18 protein-coding genes are annotated in these 21,799 nt (G+C 62.6%); 5 read left to right on the top strand and 13 right to left on the bottom strand.

What is annotated here, in order from left to right; genetic code table 11:
• Window positions 1-161: 161 nt before the first annotated feature.
• The 6 genes from RSO01_RS09145 to RSO01_RS09120 all read right to left on the bottom strand — a co-directional run bounded on the left by RSO01_RS09145 (window position 162) and on the right by RSO01_RS09120 (window position 6,274).
• Window positions 162-2,462 carry a xanthine dehydrogenase family protein molybdopterin-binding subunit gene (locus RSO01_RS09145; RefSeq protein ID WP_147148398.1) on the bottom strand — a complete coding sequence of 767 codons (2,301 nt, stop codon included), beginning with the start codon at window positions 2,460-2,462 and terminating at the stop codon, window positions 162-164.
• Window positions 2,459-2,941 (bottom strand): (2Fe-2S)-binding protein, encoded by a 483-nt coding sequence (locus tag RSO01_RS09140; RefSeq protein ID WP_147148396.1) that lies wholly within the window; start codon window positions 2,939-2,941, stop codon window positions 2,459-2,461. Before RSO01_RS09140 ends, RSO01_RS09145 begins: the two co-directional genes overlap by 4 nt.
• A gap of 18 nt (window positions 2,942-2,959) precedes the next feature.
• Window positions 2,960-3,841 carry an FAD binding domain-containing protein gene (locus RSO01_RS09135; RefSeq protein ID WP_373867884.1) on the bottom strand — a complete coding sequence of 294 codons (882 nt, stop codon included), beginning with the start codon at window positions 3,839-3,841 and terminating at the stop codon, window positions 2,960-2,962.
• A gap of 301 nt (window positions 3,842-4,142) precedes the next feature.
• A complete protein-coding gene (locus RSO01_RS09130) occupies window positions 4,143-5,240 on the bottom strand; it encodes a mandelate racemase/muconate lactonizing enzyme family protein (RefSeq protein WP_147148392.1) in 1,098 nt (365 codons plus the stop codon).
• Between the two features lie 466 nt (window positions 5,241-5,706).
• Window positions 5,707-6,042, bottom strand: coding sequence for a BrnA antitoxin family protein (locus tag RSO01_RS48415; RefSeq protein WP_147148390.1), 336 nt, complete (start codon window positions 6,040-6,042; stop codon window positions 5,707-5,709).
• The gene (locus tag RSO01_RS09120) at window positions 5,966-6,274 is read right to left on the bottom strand and encodes a BrnT family toxin (protein ID WP_246158238.1); all 309 of its coding nucleotides are present in this window, start codon (window positions 6,272-6,274) and stop codon (window positions 5,966-5,968) included. The genes RSO01_RS48415 and RSO01_RS09120 overlap by 77 nt, the downstream gene beginning before the upstream one ends.
• 275 nt (window positions 6,275-6,549) lie before the next feature.
• Here RSO01_RS09120 and RSO01_RS09115 point away from each other — a divergent pair, with 275 nt between their 5' ends.
• Complete coding sequence (locus RSO01_RS09115; RefSeq protein WP_246158236.1) at window positions 6,550-6,834, top strand: maltose acetyltransferase domain-containing protein; 285 nt, start codon at window positions 6,550-6,552, stop codon at window positions 6,832-6,834.
• Here RSO01_RS09115 and RSO01_RS09110 read toward each other — a convergent pair.
• Complete coding sequence (locus RSO01_RS09110; protein WP_147148388.1) at window positions 6,831-7,433, bottom strand: hypothetical protein; 603 nt, start codon at window positions 7,431-7,433, stop codon at window positions 6,831-6,833. The genes RSO01_RS09115 and RSO01_RS09110 overlap by 4 nt on opposite strands.
• The gene (locus RSO01_RS09105) at window positions 7,415-8,386 is read right to left on the bottom strand and encodes a hypothetical protein (RefSeq protein WP_147148386.1); all 972 of its coding nucleotides are present in this window, start codon (window positions 8,384-8,386) and stop codon (window positions 7,415-7,417) included. The genes RSO01_RS09110 and RSO01_RS09105 overlap by 19 nt, the downstream gene beginning before the upstream one ends.
• Window positions 8,387-9,232: 846 nt before the next feature.
• On the opposite strand from RSO01_RS09105, the gene RSO01_RS09100 reads away from it, so the two are divergent.
• Window positions 9,233-9,814: a sce7726 family protein gene (locus tag RSO01_RS09100; protein ID WP_147148384.1), complete on the top strand. Its 582-nt coding sequence runs from the start codon at window positions 9,233-9,235 to the stop codon at window positions 9,812-9,814.
• Here the strand turns inward: RSO01_RS09100 and RSO01_RS09095 are convergent.
• The 3 genes from RSO01_RS09095 to RSO01_RS09085 all read right to left on the bottom strand — a co-directional run bounded on the left by RSO01_RS09095 (window position 9,788) and on the right by RSO01_RS09085 (window position 13,609).
• Window positions 9,788-10,786 carry a beta family protein gene (locus RSO01_RS09095; protein ID WP_147148382.1) on the bottom strand — a complete coding sequence of 333 codons (999 nt, stop codon included), beginning with the start codon at window positions 10,784-10,786 and terminating at the stop codon, window positions 9,788-9,790. The genes RSO01_RS09100 and RSO01_RS09095 overlap by 27 nt on opposite strands.
• A gap of 484 nt (window positions 10,787-11,270) precedes the next feature.
• Window positions 11,271-12,110: an HNH endonuclease gene (locus tag RSO01_RS09090; RefSeq protein WP_147148380.1), complete on the bottom strand. Its 840-nt coding sequence runs from the start codon at window positions 12,108-12,110 to the stop codon at window positions 11,271-11,273.
• A gap of 2 nt (window positions 12,111-12,112) precedes the next feature.
• Entirely contained in the window at window positions 12,113-13,609 is a 1,497-nt protein-coding gene (locus tag RSO01_RS09085; RefSeq protein WP_170302950.1) for an AAA family ATPase, read from the bottom strand.
• A 256-nt stretch (window positions 13,610-13,865) separates the two neighbouring features.
• Here RSO01_RS09085 and RSO01_RS09080 point away from each other — a divergent pair, with 256 nt between their 5' ends.
• Window positions 13,866-14,183: a hypothetical protein gene (locus RSO01_RS09080; protein WP_147148376.1), complete on the top strand. Its 318-nt coding sequence runs from the start codon at window positions 13,866-13,868 to the stop codon at window positions 14,181-14,183.
• A 235-nt stretch (window positions 14,184-14,418) separates the two neighbouring features.
• Window positions 14,419-15,495, top strand: a complete 1,077-nt coding sequence (locus tag RSO01_RS09075; protein WP_246158233.1) for a carbon-nitrogen hydrolase family protein — start codon at window positions 14,419-14,421, stop codon at window positions 15,493-15,495.
• On the opposite strand, the gene RSO01_RS09070 is transcribed toward RSO01_RS09075, so the two are convergent.
• Window positions 15,455-20,260, bottom strand: a complete 4,806-nt coding sequence (locus RSO01_RS09070) for a beta strand repeat-containing protein (protein ID WP_147148374.1) — start codon at window positions 20,258-20,260, stop codon at window positions 15,455-15,457. The two genes, RSO01_RS09075 and RSO01_RS09070, sit on opposite strands and share 41 nt — an antisense overlap.
• A gap of 886 nt (window positions 20,261-21,146) precedes the next feature.
• Window positions 21,147-21,347 (bottom strand): cold-shock protein, encoded by a 201-nt coding sequence (locus RSO01_RS09065; protein WP_147148372.1) that lies wholly within the window; start codon window positions 21,345-21,347, stop codon window positions 21,147-21,149.
• A 217-nt stretch (window positions 21,348-21,564) separates the two neighbouring features.
• On the opposite strand from RSO01_RS09065, the gene RSO01_RS47165 reads away from it, so the two are divergent.
• Window positions 21,565-21,738, top strand: coding sequence for a hypothetical protein (locus RSO01_RS47165; protein ID WP_170302949.1), 174 nt, complete (start codon window positions 21,565-21,567; stop codon window positions 21,736-21,738).
• Window positions 21,739-21,799 lie beyond the last annotated feature (61 nt).

Here is a 21,799-nt window from a genome sequence, read left to right as displayed (position 1 = left end):
CTGCAGTGCTGGTCAATAACTATAGTTAGTTTCATGCCTCCCCACGAAGTGGGGAGGTGGCCTGAAAGGCCGGAGGGGTCATGAGCGGATGCCCATGACCCCTCCGTCCGCTTCGCGGACACCTTCCCATCACGCGCAGCGCGATGGGGAGGAAGTCTTTTTTACTCCGCCGCCATCTTCATCGGCCGCGCCGCGTCGAGGGCCTCGGAGAGGCGCGGGGGTGACATCGGGAGGTCGACCATGCGGACGCCGGTGGCGCGCGCCACTGCATTGCCGACGGCGGCGATGGGCGGGATGATCGGCACTTCGCCGACGCCGCGCACGCCGTAGGGGTGCTGGGGATTGGGCACCTCGACCAGGATGGTCTCGATCTTCGGCAGGTCCGAGGCCACCGGCATGCGGTAGTCGAGGAAGCCGGGATTATCGAGCTTGCCCTTGGCGTTGTAGATGTACTCCTCGTTCAGCGCCCAGCCGATGCCCTGCACGGCGCCGCCCTGCAGCTGGCCCTCGACGTACGACGGATGGATCGCCGTGCCGACATCCTGCGCCGCGGTGTAGCGGCCGACATGCACGCAGCCGGTATCCTCGTCGACCTTGAGATCAACGCAGTGCACGCCGAAGCCCGGGCCTGCACCCGTGACGTTGAGCTGGGCATGGCCGTTGATCGGACCGCCGGTCCGTCCCGCCTGGGCGGCGAGATCGGCGAGGCTGAGCGGCTCGAAGGTGCCGACCTGGTTGCCGGCGGGCTTGGCCATGCCGCCCTCCCAGATCACCGCCTCCGGATCGATCTTCCAGATCTTGGCGGCGCGCACCTTGAGCTCGCGGATCATGTCGCGCACCGAGTTCACCACCGCGAGTCCGGTGGCGAAGGTGACGCGGCTGCCGCCGGTCACGAAGTTGAAGCCGATCGACGCCGTATCGGCAATGATCGGCCGCACCTTGTTGTAGTCGACGCCGAGCTCCTCGGCCGCCATCAGGGCGAGCGAGGCGCGGCTGCCGCCGATGTCGGGATTGCCCGAGATCACCGTCACCGAGCCGTCTTCGCCGACATGGCTGGCGGCGCTGGAATCGGCGCCGATGTTGAACCAGAAGCCGGCGGCGACGCCGCGGCCGTAGCCCGGCTTGACCGGCGACTTGTAGTGCTCGGAGTCCCTGATCGCCTCGAGGGTCTCGACCATGCCGATGGTGTTGAAGGTGACGCCATAGGCCGTCTTGGTGCCTTCCTTGGCGGCGTTCTTCAGGCGGAGATCGATCGGATCCATGTCGAGCTCTTGCGCCAGGATGTCGAGCGTCGACTCCACGGCCCACGCCGAGATCGGCGCACCGGGGGCACGATAGGCCGCGACCTTGGGCCGGTTGCTGACGACATCGAAGCCCTCGATGTAGACATTGTCGATGTCGTAGCAGGCGAAGCTGCACATGCAGGCCGGCCCGACCGGCGAGCCCGGGAAGGCGCCCGCCTGCATCTCGACGATGCACTCGGCGGCGACGATGCGGCCGTCCCTCATGGCGCCGATCTTGACCTTGACGTTGCCGCCCGGCGCCGGGCCGGAAGCGCGGAACACATCCTCGCGCGCCATCGTCATCTTCACCGGCTTACCCGACTTCTGGCTGAGCCGCATGGCCAGGGGTTCGAGATAGACCACGGTCTTGCCGCCGAAGCCGCCGCCGATCTCGGTCGGCGTCACGCGGATCTGCGAGGTCTCGAGGCCGAGCAGCCGGGCGCAGAAGCCGCGCACCTGGAAGTGGCCCTGGGTCGTCGACCAGACCTGGATCTGGCCGTCCTCGGCGGCGGACGCCAGGGTGGCGTGCGGCTCGATGTAGCCCTGGTGCACGGCCTGCGTGGTGTAGTCCTTCTCGATCACCACCTGGGCCTGGGCGAAGCCCGCCTTGGCGTCGCCCTTCTTGAACTCGATGCGCTTGGCGATATTCGACGGCTTGCTGGCCGGCGGATTGGCGCCTTCGGTCAGCAGATGATCGTGCAGGATCGGCGCGTCGGGCTTCATCGCCTCGGCGACGTCGATGACGTGCGGCAGCACCTCGTAGTCGACCTTGATGAGGGACAGCGCCTGCTTGGCGATCGCCTCCGACACGGCGGCGACGGCGGCGACGGGATGGCCCTCATAGAGCGCCTTCTCGCGCGCCATGATGTTGCGCGTGATGTCGCGCATGTTCACCTGCATCTCGCCGGTCGGCACGATGAGGTTGGGCTGGTCGGGGAAGTCCTGGGCGGTGATCACCGCCTTCACGCCGTTCAGCGCCAGGGCCTTCGACGTGTCGATCGACTTGATGACGGCATGGGCGTGCGGGCTGCGCAGCACCTTGCCGATCAGCTGACCGGGCAGGCTGAAGTCGGCGCCGAAGCGGGCGCGGCCGGTCACCTTGTCGGCGCCGTCGGGACGCTCGGGACGGGTGCCGATCCACTTGTACTTGCCTTCGGTATTGGGACGATGCTCGCTCATCGGGCGGACTCCCTCATTTCGGCGGCCACGTCGAGGACCGCGGTGACGATCTTGTCGTAACCCGTGCAGCGGCAGAGGTTGCCCGCCAGCCAGTAGCGGACCTCGTCCTCGGTCGGGTTGGGATACTTCTCGAGCAGAGCCTTGGAGGCGATCAGGAAGCCCGGCGTGCAGATGCCGCACTGGAGCGCGGCCATCTCGACGAACTTCTTCTGCAGCGGGTGCAGCTTGTCGCCTTCGGCCATGCCTTCGATGGTCTCGATCTTCATGCCCTGCGCTTCCGGTGCGAGCACCAGGCAGGAGCAGACCAGGCGGCCGTTGACCATGACGCTGCAGGCGCCGCAGTCACCCGAGCCGCAGCCTTCCTTGCTGCCGGTCAGCCCGAGATTGTCGCGCAGGACATCGAGCAGGGTCTGGTTGGCGTCGCACAGGAACTCGGTGGGCGCGCCGTTGATGGTGGTGTTGACGTGGATCTTGGCCATGGTGCTTGAAAATCCTTCTTAGACCGGGCGATGTCCGCGGTGTTCGATGCCGTTGATGCGATCGCGCGCGATCATGGCCGAGCGCTTCAGCAGCACGCCGGCGATCTTGGTGCGATACTTGATGGTGCCGCGCTTGTCGTTGATCGGGTTGCAGGCGGCCGAGCAGGCCGCCGCCGCCGCGTCCAACGCCGCGTCGTCGAGCTTGGAGCCGATCAGCGCCTTGGCGGCGTCCTTCACCAGCAGCACGGTGGGGGCCACGGCGCCGAGGCCGACGCGGGCGTCGGCGACGGTGTCGCCCTTCATGGTGAGCGAGACGCCGACGCCGACGACGGCGATGTCCATCTCGGTGCGCGGGATCAGGCGCAGGTAGGCGTCCGACGAGTTCTTCGGCCGCTTCGGGAGAGTGAGGCTGACGACGATCTCGCCGGTCTTCAGCGAGGTCTTGCCCGGGCCGGTGCAGAACTCCTCGACCGGGATCTTGCGCTTGCCGGTGGGGCCGGCGACGTTGACGATGCAACCTGCGGCGACCAGGGCCGGCACGCTGTCGGCGGCCGGCGAGGCGTTGCACAGGTTGCCGCCGGCGGAGGCGCGGCCCTGGACCTGGGTCGAGCCGATCAGGTTGCAGGCCTCGATCACGCCCGGCCAGGTCTTGCGCAGCTTCTTGTTCTCGCCCAGCACGGCGGCCGGCGTGGCGGCGCCGATGGTGAAGCTGCCGTTCTTCTCGGTGACGGTCACCATCTCGGGGATCTTCTTCACGTCGACGATCACCCCGGGAGACCGGGCGCCGGACTTCATCTGGACCAGGAGATCGGTGCCGCCGGCCAGGATGTAGCCCTTGCCCTTGGCTGCCTGCATGTACTTCACCGCCTCTTTGACGGTTTTTGCAGACTGGTATTGGATTTCACTCATGCGGCGGCATCTCCCGGGCGTGTTTCAGTGGGTGGTACATCCAAGCGGACTGCAGGCCGCATAGCAAGCGCCCTCCTTCGCTGCTGCGCAGCTTCGGCGGGTTCGTCGTGCCCCTCCCGTCATCCCGACCGGAGCCGCCGAAGGCGGCGGAGCGGAGGGACCTGTTCTTATCGCTCTGCGGACAAGAGGAGGTCCCTCGACTGCGCCGCCCTTCGGGCGGCTCCGCCCTGCCTTCGCCGAAGCGAAGCCGCTTCGGCTTCGCGCAGGCAGGTCGGGATGACGGTGGGGGTGATCACGCACGGAAAGACGCAATCGCCTTCTCGTCGAACTTCAGCCCCAGGCCCGGCTTCTGCGGCAGCACCAGGTGGCCGTCCTTGATCTCCGGCGTCTCCTCGTAAAGGGCCAGCATCCACGGCATGTATTCCACGGTCAGCCCGTTGGGGCAGGCCGCCACCATGTGCAGCAGGATCTCCGGCATGACGTGGCTGACGATCGGCAGGTTGAAGGCCTCGGCCATGCCGGCGACCTTCATCCATTGTGTGACGCCGCCGACGCGGGCCAGGTCGACCATGACGATGTCGACCGAGCGGGCTTCGATCATGTGGCGGAACGGCACGATGCCCCAGACATACTCGCCGCCGGCGATCGGCGTCTTGAGCGCGGCGGTGACGCGGGCGAGACCGGGATAGTCGTCGAAGGTGGTGACGTCCTCCAGCCAGAACAGGCCGATGCCTTCCTCCTCGACGCGGTGGCCGATCTGGATCGCCTGCTCGGGCCGCCAGCGCTGGTTGATGTCGCACATCAGCTTGATGTCGGGGCCGATCGCCTCGCGCACGACGCGCACGCGGCGCACCTCCTCGGCCGGCGTCGGATGGCCGGGCAGCGCCATCTGGGTCTTCATCTCGCGGAAGCCCTTCTGGATCAGGATCTGCGCGGCGCGCTGGGCCTGGTCGTCGGTCAGGCCGCGGCGCAGCGAGCCCGAAGCATAGGTCGGCACGCGATCGCGATGGCCGCCCAGAAGCTTCCAGAGGGGCTGGTCGAGGGCCTTGCCCTTGATGTCCCACAGCGCGGTGTCGATGGCCGACAGCGCCAGGGTGAAGATGCCGCCCGGCCCGCCGCCGGGATCGCCGACGCGCAGCTTGGCGATGATCGCCTCCATGCGCTGCGGGTCCTCGCCGACGGTCAAGGCAGCGAGATCCTCGACGGCGGCGTGCAGGCTGCGCGTCAGGCGGCCGCCATAGAGCGTGACGCCGATGCCTTCGATGCCGGAATCGGTGCGCAACCGCACCGTCACGATGGGCCGCTTGCGGCCGGCTTCCTCCGGCATGTTGGCCAGGGGATCGTCCTCGGGGACGAGCAGCGTGGCGACTTCATAGCTCTTGATCTTCATGGCGCGCCCTTCCCAGCGAAACGTTGTCGTCCCCACCGAAACGCTGTCATCCCGAGCGCAGCGAGGGATCTTTCCTGACCCGGAGGTTGGCGCAGTTCCCGCAGTTCGCGCTACCCCTCCGGGCGAATGGCACGCACGCAGAAACCGGCGGCATCAGCCAGGGCCTCGGGCACGACGCATTATAACTCAGGTCATTACCACGATCAATGCCGTTGTCGTCACGCAGCGCAATTTCCTTGCGACTTTTGACGCTCCAGGAGACGCCAGCAATGGGCGGTCCTCCGCGCGATCCCACCACTCGTTGTCTTCCAACGATTCGATCCAGCGCGCGCCCGCCGTCCTGCGCAAGATAGTTTTTGCGCCCCATAGAGGCCCCGGCGACGCAACAACCGGTATTACGTTTGTACGGCGCGACACCGGTGAGTGCAGGCATTGCAGTCATCTACGCGGCCACGACCGACCGCACCTATCGCGCCAATGGTGCGTTGGCCTTCACGAAGGCCCGCAGAACGGCATTGATGCGTGTCTGGTAGCCGCGACCTTCGCGGCGGAACCACGACAGGACGTCGGGATCCAGGCGAAGGGTGACGGTCTCCTTCCTCTGCGGCATCACGAGCCTGGCGCGTCGCAGCCAGGCGGCATCCGGCATGAAGCTGTCGCGATCGTTCTCGACGGCCTTGCGAATGGCGGCATCCGTCCGCGCCCTGACTCGCTTCGGGTTCGTCCTATCCTTCGTCTTGCTCCCTATCTTCCGGCGCGCCTGGAAGCGCGGCGATGCGGGAGGCGTAGACTTTCTGCTCATGCTTTCCTGCCTTTCGAGCGCTGATCAGACGGCGTCGCCGGCAGCGCCATCTGCAGACCACGAACAACACGATGCCTTTGGCCGAACCGAAGGCGCCAAAGCGCCGCTCACCATGGTTGCGGCGATCGTCTCGTCCGGTCCTTCTAGGGTCGGGCCCTCGAAGATCAGCTTCGCCAACTCGAAATCGACGCCGTGCTTGGCCAGGTTGGCGGCCCACTTGCGCTCGTCCCATTCGAACGGCGTCAAGTGTATGTACTTTCTGTACGTACGAAGTGCAAGGGACCGGGCATCTGCAGCCTCCAACCTTGGCCACTTGCCTAGAAGACGAAGCGATGCAGGAAGGTGTTACAGGGCTCGGCTTGGTCACCGAAAACGCTAGAGGGAAAAACGCTGGGTGCCGGCGGCCGGGCCTATAGTGTTTTCCGGCGGCCCCAAACCCTGAACGAAACGTTGGGCACCATAGCGTCAACGTTTCGTCATCGTTTCTCCGACACCCGAGGAGCCAGCATGAAGACCGAGCGCCAGAAGATGCTGGACGGAGAGCTCTACGCCCCCCTCAATGTCGCGTTGGGGGACCCGGAGCTGGCGGCGGACCGGACGCGGGCGCACGATCTCTGCCAAGCACTGAACGCCACGCTCGAGGCGAAGACGGACGAAGGGCGGCGCCTCCTCGGCGAGCTGTCGGCGCCGCTGGAGAGTCGGTGTGGATGCAGCCGCCTTTCTTCTGCGACTACGGCACCAACATCGAGCTGGGCGAGCGGGTGTCAGACGTTCCCCAGGCCGCCGAGCTAGCCGTCGGTTCTATTGACCACCGCTGTTAGGAAATACAGCGCCCAGAGCACCGTCACGGTAAGCACCGAAAGAGCGGCTGACAGACCAAATGCTCCTGTGAAAAGTATCGTTTGCCGGACATTCGGCCGAGCCTTGGTCCAGACAAGTATAGCGTCGTGCAAGAGGGCCGCGCCGACCGTCGCAATCAGCATGGCCAACCCTATGAAACACAGATAGCCAAGCAAATAGCAGACGAACTGCCGCAGTGTCAGCGCTTCACCGTCCAAAAGCAGCGGTGCTCCGACTATGCGCCGATCAAGATGCAGGCCTGGCGCGCCCATCGCCACAGCCGCAAGCGCACCGACCATGAACGGGACAGCCATGATCAAAAGGTCACGGACAAGCTTAATCAGGCCGCTGTCACCGAACAGTTGTGGCTTCGGCTCTACGAAACAGTAGCCAGCGAACAGCGCCAAGGTCCACGCGGCTGGAACGACGAAATCGTAGACGGATTTCTCGGGGTGCTTGATCGAGAGGTACCGCAGCGGGGCCAGCAGACGCTTCCGCGACGGCGGTGGCCCGCTGTGAACGTCGCTCAGCTCTACTTGGTGTGTTCCCATACCTTGTCCTTCCTGAGCAGCGCGATCATGTCAGCCACGGTCTTATCGTCTACATCGTTGCTCCACGACTTGTGGTTGTCCGGGCGGTCAATGAAATCCCGGGGGCACAGTAGCAAATCTTGCGCGCTATCTAGCTGGTGATGTTGCACGCTGCCGCCAAGGACGTCACCTCGTGCTGACTTGAAATAAATTTTCGTCTTGTAACCTCGCTCGTCGTAAATTGCCCGCAATTGCGCGGCCCAGTCGAGCCGCTCTTTCTCATCCGCAGGGCCCTGGCTGGCACCAACGCGAATGGTCACGTCGGCCAAGAAGTCCTTATCCTTGATAGCGGTTTTGCCGCCGATATTCTGTTTCTCTGACCGCTTCGTGAACACGAGGTGCGATAGCTTCTGCCCCGCGGTGGTGCCGGCGCCGAAGTGACGGCTTACGTCGGCCAAGAGCTCGAGCTTAGGCGTATAGTGGTACGTCTTCGTGATGGGCTTGCCCTTCTTCTGTTCGGTTACCTGGAAGGTCCATTCTGGAACCAAGCGCCGAACCTGTCGGCACAGAAACCATTCGATTCGCGATCGGGTAATGGGCGACGCGGACTCGATCACGCAGCGATACATGCCATCGTCGTAGGCGCCGTGCTTGGGCAACTGAATCACGACGTGCGCCGACATGCTCCCCGCCTCGCGTTTCTGTGCCTCGATTTCACGCCCTTCGAAGTTGTCGATGTTGACGACAGGAAAGCTACGCCGCGCCGGATCAAGATGCTCGAAGAGCAGCGTAATGTAGCCTTCCTGGGTCTTGGTCGGCTCGTTAATCGCGGATCGACGAAGCCTGAGCGCAGGGTAGGTCGTTCCGGCCGCAATGCGCGCATCCTCGCTCTTGAACTTATCCTTGTCCTCCGCAAGCCCCTCGAACTCGATGGCCCATTTGGTTTTTGCGGCGCGCTCTGCAATCTGGCTCACAAGGCTAAGGCCTGTATGCTGGGGTGCCTGATGCCCCTTGGCTCGCGTAACCGATCGGCTACGGAGATGGTTCAGCAGCACGATCCTCTGTGGTTTTAGTTCGGCCATACTGCTCCCCCCCAGCTTTCTTCTTTCTTGGCTGGCCCCGACGTTCCGCGGCACGCAGAGTTTGCCCTATCTCGAGTCCAAATTCATGAGAAAATCTCTTGCTCGGATGGGCCAGCAGGACGCCGATCTCAGCATTGCACAATCCAAAAAGGCAGGCGCTGCTAGATTGTCCGGCGGTAGGCACGTCGATGAATATAACTCAAGTAATCTATAAAATCAAGTCGAAGGACAGACAAGATAGTTCGTCCGTACGGGTATAGAGACCAGCGGCTCTACAACCGCCAAGCTATAAGCTCCGCGCTATGCCGACCAGTTCCAGCACAACTATCATCTCACGCTGCTTTGCGCGTGGGACGACCGCCCCTCGCGGCGGCTGGCTCGCACAGCTGCTACTTGGGCCGGCGACTTCGATCGTCCTGCGCGGCAAGCGAGCTCAGACACCATCCGCGCGCCTTTCCGGCAAGTCATCCACTATCTAGACGATCGAGCCCACAAACGCGTTGGATGGCGTGCTGACTGGTACGGCGAAATCCCGCCAGCCCGCGACATCGAAGTCATGAACACCGCCTGCTCACGATCTCTCGCCCCAAAATGGGGAGTATTCGCAGCGAGTATGATTGTTTGGGCTCCAAAAGGCTGTTACGCTAATTTAGCTCTTCTTTCTTAGCTGCCGCACGGGTAGACCCGTCGCGAGCGGCGGGCATCCGAGTCGGGGCCGCGAACGACGATGGAGTGCCAATGCGTGATGCCGACGTCAGGGCATCCGTGCTGAAGATGCTCGCAGACCAGCACGCGGGAGACCGCGCGACCCGAATTGTCGAGGAAATGGGCGTTTGGTCTGGCTACGCGCGCATTGATGTTGCCGTCATCAACGGCGAGCTAACTGGTTACGAAATCAAAAGCGACAGGGACACGCTGGGTCGCCTGCCGAGCCAAGCGACGTTATATGGCCGCGTGTTTGATCGCGTCGTACTAGTCGTTGGCAAGAAGCACGTTCAAGCTGCAAAAAAAGTCGTTCCGAGGTGGTGGGGGATCACGGTTGCCAAGCTCGGCCCAGGTGGCGTCGGCCTGACTCCTCAGCGCACACCGAAAACCAATCCATCCATTGATTCCTACTTGCTTGCAAAGTTGCTCTGGCGACAGGAGGCAATAGAAGCGTTAGCCGCTAAGAATCTAGCGGCAGGCTGGCGGAGTAAGAGCGTCGATGATCTTCACCAGAGGCTGGCTTCTGAGTTGCCCGTTTCAGAATTGGCAAGCATCGTACGGTCAGCACTGAAGGAACGATCGGCGTGGCTAGGGAAGCCGATTTGCAACCAATGAAAGATGTCGGCTGGCTCCAATACTGACCCATGTGGCCCGGCTGCCAGTTCCCGAGGAACCGGATGGTAATGCCGCGATCTGCTGAATGCGCTGGTCCCCCCAACAGCCAGGCACGCCACCAAATTGAGGATCCCTAGTCAAAGTCCTTGCGTGAGCGGGATACTGTTGGTTCATCGGCCTTGCGTTGGGGCCGGTCGTAGGATGTCCCTTTAAGACAATCCAGTCATCGTCAACCGTATAGCGTACGCTCACGCTCGCCCTGGCCATAGCGACACCGGGCACTTCCGTCAGATCGGGGTGGGATATGCCGTAATCTCCGTAGTCCAATCTATATGGCAACTGCGCATACACTTGTTTCCAAAGCAACCAATCAAGTCGTTTGACCACTGACCGGCCTGTAGGAAATGCGCCGTAGTCTTTGGGAGCCGCCGCGGCGACAAGAGTGGTAGATCGCCAGCCGGCTTGCAACTGCGCCAGCGCATGCACGACATAGTTCGCGAAACTTGCCGTGTCGTAGGCACCTACATGACCTACATTAATCACCAAATCCACGTCTGAAACTTGCCAGCCTTCAGAAGCAACCCAGGTCGCGACGGTGGGCACCTGTGCGATCGTGGCCTGAACTACAAGTCCAGGCGTATAGCGGCCGACGAGCGTCTTAACGACGGAGACATAGGCGGGAATGGTCGCACACTCCACCGATGGAATGATGCCAACTGAGGCATTGCCTAAGTCTCTGAACATCGTCCTAAAGTCGTTCGGCGAATTCGTGACACCAAAGTTGTGCAACCCATCAAGGGCGAGCGGGTGCTGCGCCCATCCTTGGGCGAGGTCATTTACGAAGGTAACCGGGGGCTTTGCGGTAATCTGAACTATCGGTAGCAACCGATTCTTTGATTGCATCGGCAAGTTTGAAAGTGCCGCTGCCTCGCCAGCTTTAGTTCGAAGGACTGGAACATAGCGGTAGACCATCTATTCCTCCCCACGAAAAGCATTATTGAGGCAAAACCGTGGGTTGTGCAATACCTTGGCGTACTAGTCACTATCAGAAATGATTGCCCATTCTTTGTACCTCCCGGAACATCGGCACGGTCGTCGTCTCCGCCAGCCCTGTGGCTCGTTCGTACCGCCGCGTAATTCCACTGTCCGTCGTTGAAGGATGGTACGACCTGATACGCCGGGGACTTGATCTGGTCGGCGAGCCTCGCGCGTTCCTGTTTGTCGGTGCTCTCCCACCAGCCGTGGAGCAGGGGAGCCCCCCTGGGCATCGTTGGGGTGCGGGATGGCGAGGTAGGGATTGATGAACGACGTCCAGGCATCCAGCGCTGTGGCGACAGCGACGGCCAAGTTCCAGTCGCACTTGCAGAGTGGGCCCTTGTAGTTGCTTCGCTGCGGGACCGTTCCCCTAGTCCAGCGTATCGATCTCAACCTTGAGCCCGGCTACTCGGCCTCCAGGTCACGCAATACTTTCGTAGACATGATCGACGAAGTCGTTAGTCGCGGCTAGATGAGACAATAGGACAACTTCCCAATGGTTTGGCGGGCATCTTAGCTCGCTATCAATCGCCATCTGCGTTAGCCTTTTCCGTAAGCGTCGACGTCCTAGCGCCAGACTATTTTTGCTTCTGAACTGCCTTCGGAGTCGGGCTATCAACGATGATGCTTGCCTTGCATAGCGCCGCTCTAAGTTAAGCGCATCGAAGTGTCGGTTCAGCACTGCGAAGGTCTCGCTCGAAACCGCTCCAGAATTCGTCAGTGCATAAGAAACTCGAAGTTTCGGTACGTAAGCTACCGAAATTGACAGTAGATCAGAGGCTCCATCCAATTCAAACGGCACATACAAGAAGAGACGTTCACCATTCTCGCGATAACGGGCCAATTTTTTGCCGTTGCAAGATTTGCAGATTGGAATCAGGTTTGGCGGATAGAGGGTAAATTCCGGGAAAATGCTTTTTGGCAAGAAATGATCGTATTCCCAGTTCTCGCCCAAGTTACAGTAAGGGCAGGTACTTTCCCCTGCCCCGTCAAAGTGTTCGATGAGGGCTTCCCAAGTTGCGCGAAACTTCCCCAATCGGCGTCGAAATATCGCTTCGAGCGTCGGCCGCACCTCGGAGGGCAGCATTCGCGGCCTAATCGTATGAAGTCCATTTGGAATCTGGGCATTGAACTTAATATAGGCAGCAGACAGCCTTGCACCCACAGCCTTCACGACTGCTTTTGCATCGGGCTTCAGACTGTCTCTGATGTCGGTGAGAGATGGCAGTTGAGCAAGGTCGATAGGGGGAATGTGCCGCACAACTACTCTTCCTCTTCCTCGGAAGAAAGCGATTCCAGGTAAATCTGAGCTGGAAGCGGCAACCCCTTTTCGAACATAGCTTCGATTTCTGCAGCAGAGTTCCCGTCACCGAAGAGGCGATCAAGGACTACATGAAAGTCCCGCTCGGGCTCAGCAAGATCCAAGATCTTGCGTGTTAGCTCACCGAGATCCTCGCCAAATGTCTCGATCGGCGGCTGTCGAATCGTCGTCTGCCCTCCGCGTCTTCTGAGAATGCGGACGTATCGGTGAGGAACCTGCTGAACAAGAATTGGCGAATGGGTCGCAATTATCGAAAACGACGCAAACTCGTGAAGTATTTCTCCGAGTATGGCCACAAGAGTACTCAGTAGACCTGGGTGCAAATGTGTTTCTGGCTCATCAAAGAGAAGAAGTGATCGTTCTTCGATAAATCCGACTACATCTGCCGTTACCGCAATGATGAAGCGTTGCCCGGCGCTGAGTCGGCCAAACAGTTTGTCTCGATAGCTCTTGTCACTCGCGAAGTCATCGCCTGTGGGTGTGCCCAGAAGACTTACCGCGTGCCTTCGAAAGATATCCAATCGCTCTTCTGCCTCGATAGCGTCCATTGCGGCGTCGAGCATCGTTTTCAGTTCAGCAATATCAATCTTCCCCGATGCGTTTCTCAATCCACAGTATTTATAGTCGAAGAGTGATTTGCGGCCGCGCTTAGGAAGGTTTCTTGGAATTGGGAATTGATCAAAGGCGCTGTAGGAAATCGCGATAATGCGAGCGAAATCTGGCGTAGCGCCAACAAGTTCGGAAGTTCCTTTCGGCTCGACGTCATCGTCACTTTGGTCGTCCACACCAGTCAATGCTTGGGCCAAATGAGCAAGGAGTTGTGTCTTCCCTGTTCCATTGCGGCCGATCAAGAGATTTATCCTATGCGGCAATGACGCGTGAGGAGCAAAGTCGACTTCCAAACTATGCGGAAGCGTTGCGCCGGAAAGTGCTACTTCGAACGTGAAAGAAGGGGGCGCCAATTCTTCGGTTGGCATCCCAATGTAATAGCCACCGCGCCGTAATGCGTCGCGCGCACTGCCATTCCTCAGAAGTGACGTATCAAAGCCTGGCGCACCCACAAACTCAGCACGACGGCGTGGCCGCGAAACGATATCTCTCAAGCCCCTCAAGTATTCTAGGCGACGACTTCTGCCAAGCTTATCGCGCAGGTGTCGATAATACCGCACCGACTGGCCTAGCGAGCAATAGTTCGCGGGCAAACTTGTAAAATGGCTGGCCAAAACCGTGTGATATTCAGAGCCGCTTTTCGAAGTCTTTAGGATCTTTACTTCTCCAAGATCGACTTCTTCAGATCCGGCATCGTGCTGATAACTAGCGACGAACAAAGTTTTGTAGCCAAAGTCATCCCAATTGTCGTCGAACAGAAAGACCGCAGGAAACTTCGGCTTGGTTGGCCTGGGTCTATGCGGCTTGCGATAAACGTAAAAGTGAATCATGGCTGACGAGTGTGTGTCTGCAATGGCGATTAGGCAACCAAAAGTAGAAGTTCGCCACTCCAAAGAATTCTGTTGGCGTCGAGCGTCCAGGCCGCAGGGGACGAGTGCCAGCACCTCAAAGGTTTTGACTACAATTCGACCTCTCCCGCGGCCTCCAGGGCGCGGCACGCGGGCGCGCAGCAGTGCATGCAATAGTCGACCGGGCGCAGGAGAATGCCAAAACCGCGGGTCGGTCGTCCACGAGGCGATACATGCCGTGCTCGACATGCTCAAGGGCAATGGCCTGCAGGTCCTGGACAACGAATTCCTCGCCTACCTAGCGGAGGCGATATCGGACGAGACGCTTGGCTACACGACGCCAGGCACCGACGTCTCGGGCTTGGCGGCGGAGCTGGCGGTCCTGGTGGTCGCGGCGTCGAAAACGAAGGCGCTGGTGGAGATCGAGTGGTTCGACAAGGCCGTCGAATTCGACGGCAAGGTCCAGAACCCGGTGCTGTGTCTCCGAGAGGCCACCAGGCACGATCCCACATACATCACCAGTTGGTGGACGCGTTATCGGGATGACGGCATCTGAGCATCGAGAGCCGGAGCCGCTGGATCGTGCCCTCGAGCCGCTCGGTGAGGCCGCGCTGCAGGGCTGTTGGGGTGTGGGAGGGTGCAGTCGACATTGCACCGCTCCCTGCTCAAGACGGGTGCCTGGCTGAGCGAACAAGGCTCATGAAACCGATGCACGGTGGTGTCGCGCGTGCGCAGGGCGCGTTGGCGATGCTATAGCCTGCATGCTGCGCGAACATTGCGGGGAGTCGCTCATGAGCTGGAGATCGTCGGCCATCGCCCTTGCCGTGGCCCTCGCCGCCGCGCTGGCCGCGATGACATCGTGGCCCACCGTGTCGGCCGCCCAGCCGTCGCGCGCGCAGGGACCGGTCAAGGTGGCGGCGGTCGGCTTCGTGCCGGCGTGGGGCGACCTCGACGGCAACATCGCGCGCCTGGCGCAGGCCGTCGAGAAGGTGAGCCAGGACAACGTCGACTACGCGGTGTTCCCCGAGACGTCGGTGAGCGGCTACCTGTTCAGCGGGCCGCGGCAGATCGCGCCCTTCCTCGACACGATCCCCGGCCGCACGACCGCGGCGCTGCTGCCGATCCTCGCGCGCACCGGCCTGCATGTGAGCGTCGGCATCGCCGAGCGCGACGCGGCGACCGGGCTCGCCTACAACACCGCCGTCCTGATGGGGCCGCGCGGCATCATCGGCAAATACCGCAAGAACGGCCTCAACCCGCAGGACCAGAAGGTGTTCGCGCCGGGCACGACCGGCGTCGAGGTGTTCGACACGCCGCTCGGCCGCATCGGGCTCCTGATCTGCTACGACGACACCTACTGGCAGTATGCAAGGCTGGCGGCCCTGCGCGGCGCGCAGATCATCGGCTGGCACTCGGTGTCGGATCGCGTGATGCCGGGAACGCCGCCGGGCGAGGCGACGGGCAACCATTCGACAGTCGCCAACGTGCAGTACATGAGCGCCCAGAACGGCGTCTGGGTGGTGGGCGCGACGCGCTCCGGTATCGAGACCAATCCGATCACGGGCGGCAAGCTCTACTACAACGGCGGCTCCAGCATCTGGTCGCCGCGCGGCGTGAAGCTGGTGCAGGCGCCCGTCGTGCCGCCGGAGACGCTGCCGCCGGGACTGGCCGGCATCTACAGCACCACCATCGTTCCCGCTGAGGGCGGACTACGGCCGCCAGGTCGACAGGTACTACAAGGCACCGAGCTACTGGTAAGCCCCCAGTGCGCCCGGCACGACCAAAGACCGATTTACTCACACACCGCCACGTTCATCGCTGGCGCACTCAGATGTGAAGGAAGTCAGTATAGGTCAACCCGAGGTTAACGCCGGCCAGGACGATCTCCATGCTCGCCGAACCGAAGTTCGAGGTGGTTACAGTTTCCGCGTTGGCCGATGTGTTGACCAGCACGACCGTGTTCCCGCCGGTTTCGACATAGGCGACGCTGTGCGCGTTCAGCGTCAGGTTGCCGCCGCTCGTGATGTTGCCCTGGAAGGAGGAGATAACGCCGCCGCTCGCGTCGATGCCGGCAAGGTTCGTGAAATCGATCCGATCCTGACCGTGCACGAAGTCGACGATCACGTCGAAGTTGTTGTTGCCGCCGGTCGCGCCCGGCAACGATTGAATCAGCGCCGGGAATGCAAACGTGTCGTTTCCGGCGCCGCCGCACAGGATATCGCCGTTTGCCCCACCCGTCAGCCTGTCGTCTCCGTCGCCGCCCACAAGGAGATCGTTCCCCGGGCCGCCCTGCAGGGTGTCATCTCCGCCATTGCCGAACAGCAGGTCGTTGCCTGACGCTCCCTGCAGCGTGTCCCCCGAGGTGCTCGCCGAGGCGAGCATGTCCTGAGCGACAATGGGAACGTCGCCTAGAAGCGGCGAACTCGTGTCGGTACTGAGGACATAGGCTGCCGTACCGAGTTGGTACCCCAGGAACGTCCCGCCCTGGTCGAACGTGATCGTTTCGACACTCCGGCCCGAATTCGCGTAGTGGTCCGTGACCGTTATTGTACCGGGCGTCGCCCCGGTTCCGTAAGTAATGACGAGGTCGTCGTCCACCCGTTCGAAGCCAAGCGCGGTGTAGGTTTGTGGACCCACGCCGGTGAGATGAATCTGATCTCCGGTGCTATTGCCCGTATCGACGATCGTATCGGCGCCGTCACCGCTTGCGGCAAAATTGTACGTATCTCCTCCTGCCCCACCGGCCAGGAGGTCATCGCCGGCTCCGCCGTTGAGCGTATCCGTGCCACTTTGGCCAAACAGGGAATCGTCGCCGCTGAGGCCAAAGAGGGTGTCGTCCCCGCCAGAGGCGTAGAGCACGTCGTCTCCACTGCCGCGTCCCGTGACGGCGTACATGTCGTCGTCTTTACTATAACCGACCAGAGTATCGTTCACGCTGTTGCTACCGGCTATGACGTGGAACGTCTCATCAATACCGGAAACCTCATTGAAGGCGAAAAATCTCAGGGTATAGGTCGTGTTTTCTACCAGAGGGAGTGAAGACCTTATCGGGTCACCCGGATTAAACGGGGTAATGATCCTGCCGATCGCCACGGAGCCTTCCTGGGTGGCACCGAAATATTCATAACCCTCCGCGATCGCGAACAGATATTCACTTCCAATATGGTCGGGACTGAAGGCGGTGAGGGTCGCAACCTCCAGAATGCCGCCCGGCGGCCCGAAGGCCGTAACGCTCGCATTGAAAGTCAGAGGGAGCGGGTCCCAGCTCAACGACGGATGCCAAGTGATGTCCGGCAGCTTCGGGTATTCAAAAACGTCCGACACGTTGACCGTGAAGGCTTGTGCGACCGGGTGTGTTCCGTCGCTCGCCGTCACCTCGACCGCGAAGCTCGTCTGGCCGGCCTCGTAGTCCGGCGCCGACTTGAACACCAGGTTGCCGCCGACGATGTCGAACAGGTCCCTGTCCGCCCCGCCGGTGATCGAGTACGACACCGTATCATTCGCGTCGTCGTCGACCGCCGCCAGCGCCGTGACCAGCGTCGTGTTCTCCGCCACCGTCTGTGTCGCGGGCGTCGTCCATACCGGGGCCTCGTTCTGGTCCAGCAGGTTGACCGTGAAGGCCTGGGCGATCGGATTTGCCCCGTCGCTCGCCGTCACCTCGACCGCAAAGCTCGTCTGGCCGGCGTCGTAGTCCGGCGCCGACTTGAATACGAGGTTGCCACCCACGATGTCGAACAGGTCCTTGTCGGCTCCGCCAGTGATCGAGAACGCCACCGCATTGTTCGCCGCCGTGGAATCGGCGTCGGTCGCCGACAGCGCCGTGACCAGCGTCGTGTTCTCGGCCACCGCCTGCGTCGAAGACGTGAGCCACACCGGCGCGTTGTCGTTCTGGTCCACGAGGTTGACCGTGAAGGCCTGGGCGACCGGGTGAGCCCCATCGCTCGCCGTCACCTCGACCGCGAAGCTCGTCTGGCCGGCCTCGTAATCCGGCGCCGACTTGAACACCAGGTTACCGCCGACGATGTCGAACAGGGCCATGTCCGCTCCGCCGGTGATCGAGTACGTCACCGTATCATTCGCGTCGGCGTCGGGTGCCGACAGCGCCGTGACCAGCGTCACGTTCTCCGCCACCGTCTGCGTCGCTGGTGTCGTCCACGCCGGCGCGTTGTCGTTCTGGTCCGCCAGGTTGACCGTGAAGGCCTGGGCGACGGGGTGAGTTCCGTCGCTCGCCGTCACCTCGACCGCAAAGCTGGTCTGGCCGGCCTCGTAGTCGGGCGCCGACTTGAACACCAGGTTGCCACCGACGATGTCGAACAGGTCCTTGTCAGCGCCGCCCGTGATCGAGAACGCCACCGTGCTGTTCGCCACCGTGGCGTCGGCGTCGGTCGCCGACAGCGCCGTGACCAGCGTCGCGTTCTCCGCCACCGTCTGCGTCGCTTGCGTCGTCCACACCGGCGCATTGTCGTTCTGGTCCACCAAATTGACCGTGAAGGCCTGGGCAACCGGGTTTGCCCCGTCGCTCGCCGTCACCTCGACCGCGAAGCTCGTCTGGCCGGCTTCGTAGTCCGCCGCCGACTTGAATACGAGGTTGCCGCCGACGATGTCGAACAGGTCCTTGTCGGCTCCGCCAGTAATCGAGAACGCCACCGTGCTGTTCGCCGCCGTCGCGTCGGCGTCGGTCGCCGCCAGTGCCGTGACCAGCGTCGTGTTCTCCGCCACTGTCTGCGTCGCTAGCGTCGTCCACACCGGGGCGTTGTCGTTCTGGTCCACGAGGTTGACCGTGAAGGCCCGGGCGACCGGGTGCGCCCCGTCGGTCGCCGTCACCTCGACCGCAAAGTTCGTCTGGCCGGCCTCGTAGTCGGGCGCCGACTTGAACACCAGGTTGCCGCCGACGATGTCGAACAGGTCCTTGTCCGCCCCGCCGGTGATCGAGAACGCCACCGTGCTGTTCGCCGCCGTGGCATCGGCGTCGGTTGCCGCCAGCGCCGTGACCAGTGTCGTGTTCTCCGCCACCGCCTGTGTCGCTTGCGTCGTCCACACCGGGGCGTTGTCGTTCTGGTCGACGAGGTTGACCGTGAAGGCCCGGGCGACCGGGTGCGCCCCGTCGCTCGCCGTCACCTCGACCGCAAAGTTCGTCTGGCCGGCCTCGTAGTCGGGCGCCGACTTGAACACCAGGTTGCCGCCCACGATGTCGAACAGGTCCTTGTCGGCTCCGCCAGTAATCGAGAACGCCACCGCATTGTTCGCCGCCGTGGCGTCACCGTCGACTGCCGCCAGCGCCGTGACCAGTGTCGTGTTCTCGGCCACCGTCTGCGTCGCGGGTGTCGTCCATACTGGCGCGTTGTCGTTCTGATCCACGAGGTTGACCGTGAAGGCCCGGACCACCGGGTGTGCCCCGTCGCTCGCCGTCACCTCGACCGCAAAGCTCGTCTTGCCGGCCTCGTAATCCGGCGCCGCCTTGAACACCAGGTTACCGCCCACGATGTCGAACAGGGCCTTGTCCGCCCCACCGGTGATCGAGAACGCCATTGTGCTGTTCGCCGCCGTGGCATCGGCGTCGGTTGCCGACAGCGCCGAGACCAGCGTCGTGTTCTCCGCCACCGTGTGTGTGGCGGGCGTCGTCCACACCGGGGCGTTGTCGTTCTGGTCGTTGATCGCGATCGTGAACGTCTGCACCGAAGACGAACCCGACGACGTCGCCGTCACCTCGATGGTCTTGGCGGGTCCGCTGGTCTCGCGGTCGATCGCGGCCGCGGTGGTCACCACGCCGTTCGAACCTATGGCGAACAGGCCCATGCCGCTGCCGCCGGTGATCGCATAGCTCACGCTGCCGGACCCGCCCGTCGCGTGCGCCGTCACCCCGACCGCCGTGCCGACGCCGGCGTTTTCGTCCACGGCGTTCACCGTGCCGTCGATGTCCGTCACCGCGCTGAGGCCGTCAGCCAGCCCGACGATCTTGCCGGTGAGGTGAGCCGACGACGTCGCCCAGCCGGCAACGGAGCCATCGCTCTCGAGGGCCGTCTGCCTGACCTCGTAAAGGACGTCGAAGGCGACCTTCTGGCCGGCGCCGAGGGCGTCGGCGTTCAGGGCGTCGACCGTGTAGGCACCGTTCGAACCGATCGTGAGGGTGGCGCCGATCGGCGTTCCTGTCGCGTCCTTCAGAGCGATCACCACCGGATCGGCGGCGGAGAACTGGTAGATCGTGCCCTGATAGGTAACGCTGGTCAGTGTCTTCAGGCCGCCGCAACCGGTGTCGTTGGTCAGCACGTTGCCGGCGGCCGTGGAATCCTCGTCGATGGATCCCGCCGAGTCGTTGGCCGCCTTGACCGGATCGAAGGCGCCATTGAAGGCGCGCTCGGCAATCTTCGCCCCGCCGCTGCGCGCCGTGTCGATCGTGCCGTTGCCGTCGAGGTCCTGACCGACAGAGGTGAGTCGGACGCCGAAATCGACATTGACGAAATCGTCCAGCGTCAGCCCGCAGCCGTGGCTTGTCGCGAGCGTGAAGTGCAGCTCGCGGATGTCGTCCTTGCCGACGCCTTCGCTGCCGATCTGGAAGCCGACGTCGTACCCGTTTGCTTCCGCGCCCGCCGTCTTGGAGGTCTTGCTGTCCGTCGCGTTGGTCAGCCCGTTCATGTTGGCGCCGCCGCCGACATCGGTAACGCTGTCGTTGCCCAGCAGCAGGTTGCTGACCGGCGCCGACGGCGAACGGACCTGCAGCTTGCCGATCAGCGCTTCGTTGGCGACATCGAAGAAGAAGCCGCGGAGATCGCCCAGATAAGCACCGGCCGTATCGAGCTGTACGACGTCGAACTTGAGCGTTCCGTCGCCGTTTTCGGTGATGGTGACCTGGACCTTCGGATTGGTCGTTCCGGTCGCAGCGTCATTAACGATGAAGGTCATCGACGACATGGATTGCTCTCCCCCGCAATGCGGCTGGTCTCTCAGCCAGCCGTGACATCCACCAAATCAGTGCACGCACCACTCGCGCGAGGCCGCCACAGACCATGTGCAATTGGCCAGGCCCCGCGATACAAACCAGATGTGTTTGCTGAAGCGAAAAAATCCCCCGAGAGCGGTCCGCCGGCATCCCTCCGTCAGACACGCACGCCCGCAGCCTACAGCATTCGATCATAGAGGCGAAAGCGAAGGTTGCATTCGCCAGACACGATGCACGCCGATGTCAGCTTGTGACACTGCAATAAGGTGGGCGTTGGCAGGAACCAGAGGGAACTTTGGTTCGAGCAAATGCAATCACGATCGCAGGCGGCGGAGCCCCCTGCCTCAGGAGATCAGCGAGCCGCTGCGCCTCCGAGAGGCCATCAGGCACGATCCCACATACATCACCAGCTGGTGGACGCGTTATCGGGATGACGGCGTCTGAGCATCGGGAGCCGGACGCGGTCGATCCTGGTCCCCTCGCTGCCGGCGAGCCCGTCGCGCTTCTCGCCACGCGGCAACATGCGATCGGCCATCGGAGACGGAGCGGACCCTGCCGCTCCTCCCCTTCGCCGATCGATTGTCAGGCCTTGAGGTTTGCAGCCGCCTCCTTGCCGCGCTCCACCTGGACGTCGTAGCTGATCTTCTGGCCTTCCTGGAGGCCTTGCAGCCCGGCGCGCTCGACGGCGCTGATATGGACGAAGACGTCCTTGCCGCCGCTATCCGGCTGGATGAAACCGAAGCCCTTCTGGGCGTTGAACCATTTGACCGTGCCTGTAGCCATTGTTCGTTTCCTAACGAGTGGGCGCCGGAGTGCGCCTCCCCCACGCTGCCGGATTTGTCCGACGGCGGCAACGCACGACAGCAGGTTTGCCCTGAAATGGTCCTCGACCACGCCGGCCCTCCCCTTCGTTGCCGGCGCGCAACAAACGTTGCGCGCTCACGTTGGCGTGGCAGCGATCGATGCATGCAGCGCTGCAGCGGCGGCGGAGGACACGTTCATGAAGATCTGGCCGATCCTGTCGTTTCTGGCCCCCGTCGGCGTCTTCGCAGTGATGGCCATGCGCCGGCTGCGCGGCCGGCGGGTCGTCGGTCGGGAAGTGGCGGCGCTGCAGGAATTGCGCCGGCCAGAATTGCGCCGACCCGGGCGTGAACCGCGCAAGATCAGGCGTTGAGGGCAGCCACGCAACCGAACGACCGGCGAACCCTTGACGCGCGCCCGACCGGCGTCAAAGC

Source organism: Reyranella soli (genome assembly GCF_007992495.1).
Taxonomy (GTDB): domain Bacteria; phylum Pseudomonadota; class Alphaproteobacteria; order Reyranellales; family Reyranellaceae; genus Reyranella; species Reyranella soli.
Note: the sequence above shows the minus strand (reverse complement) of the source record. Positions and strands in the feature narration are given on the sequence as shown.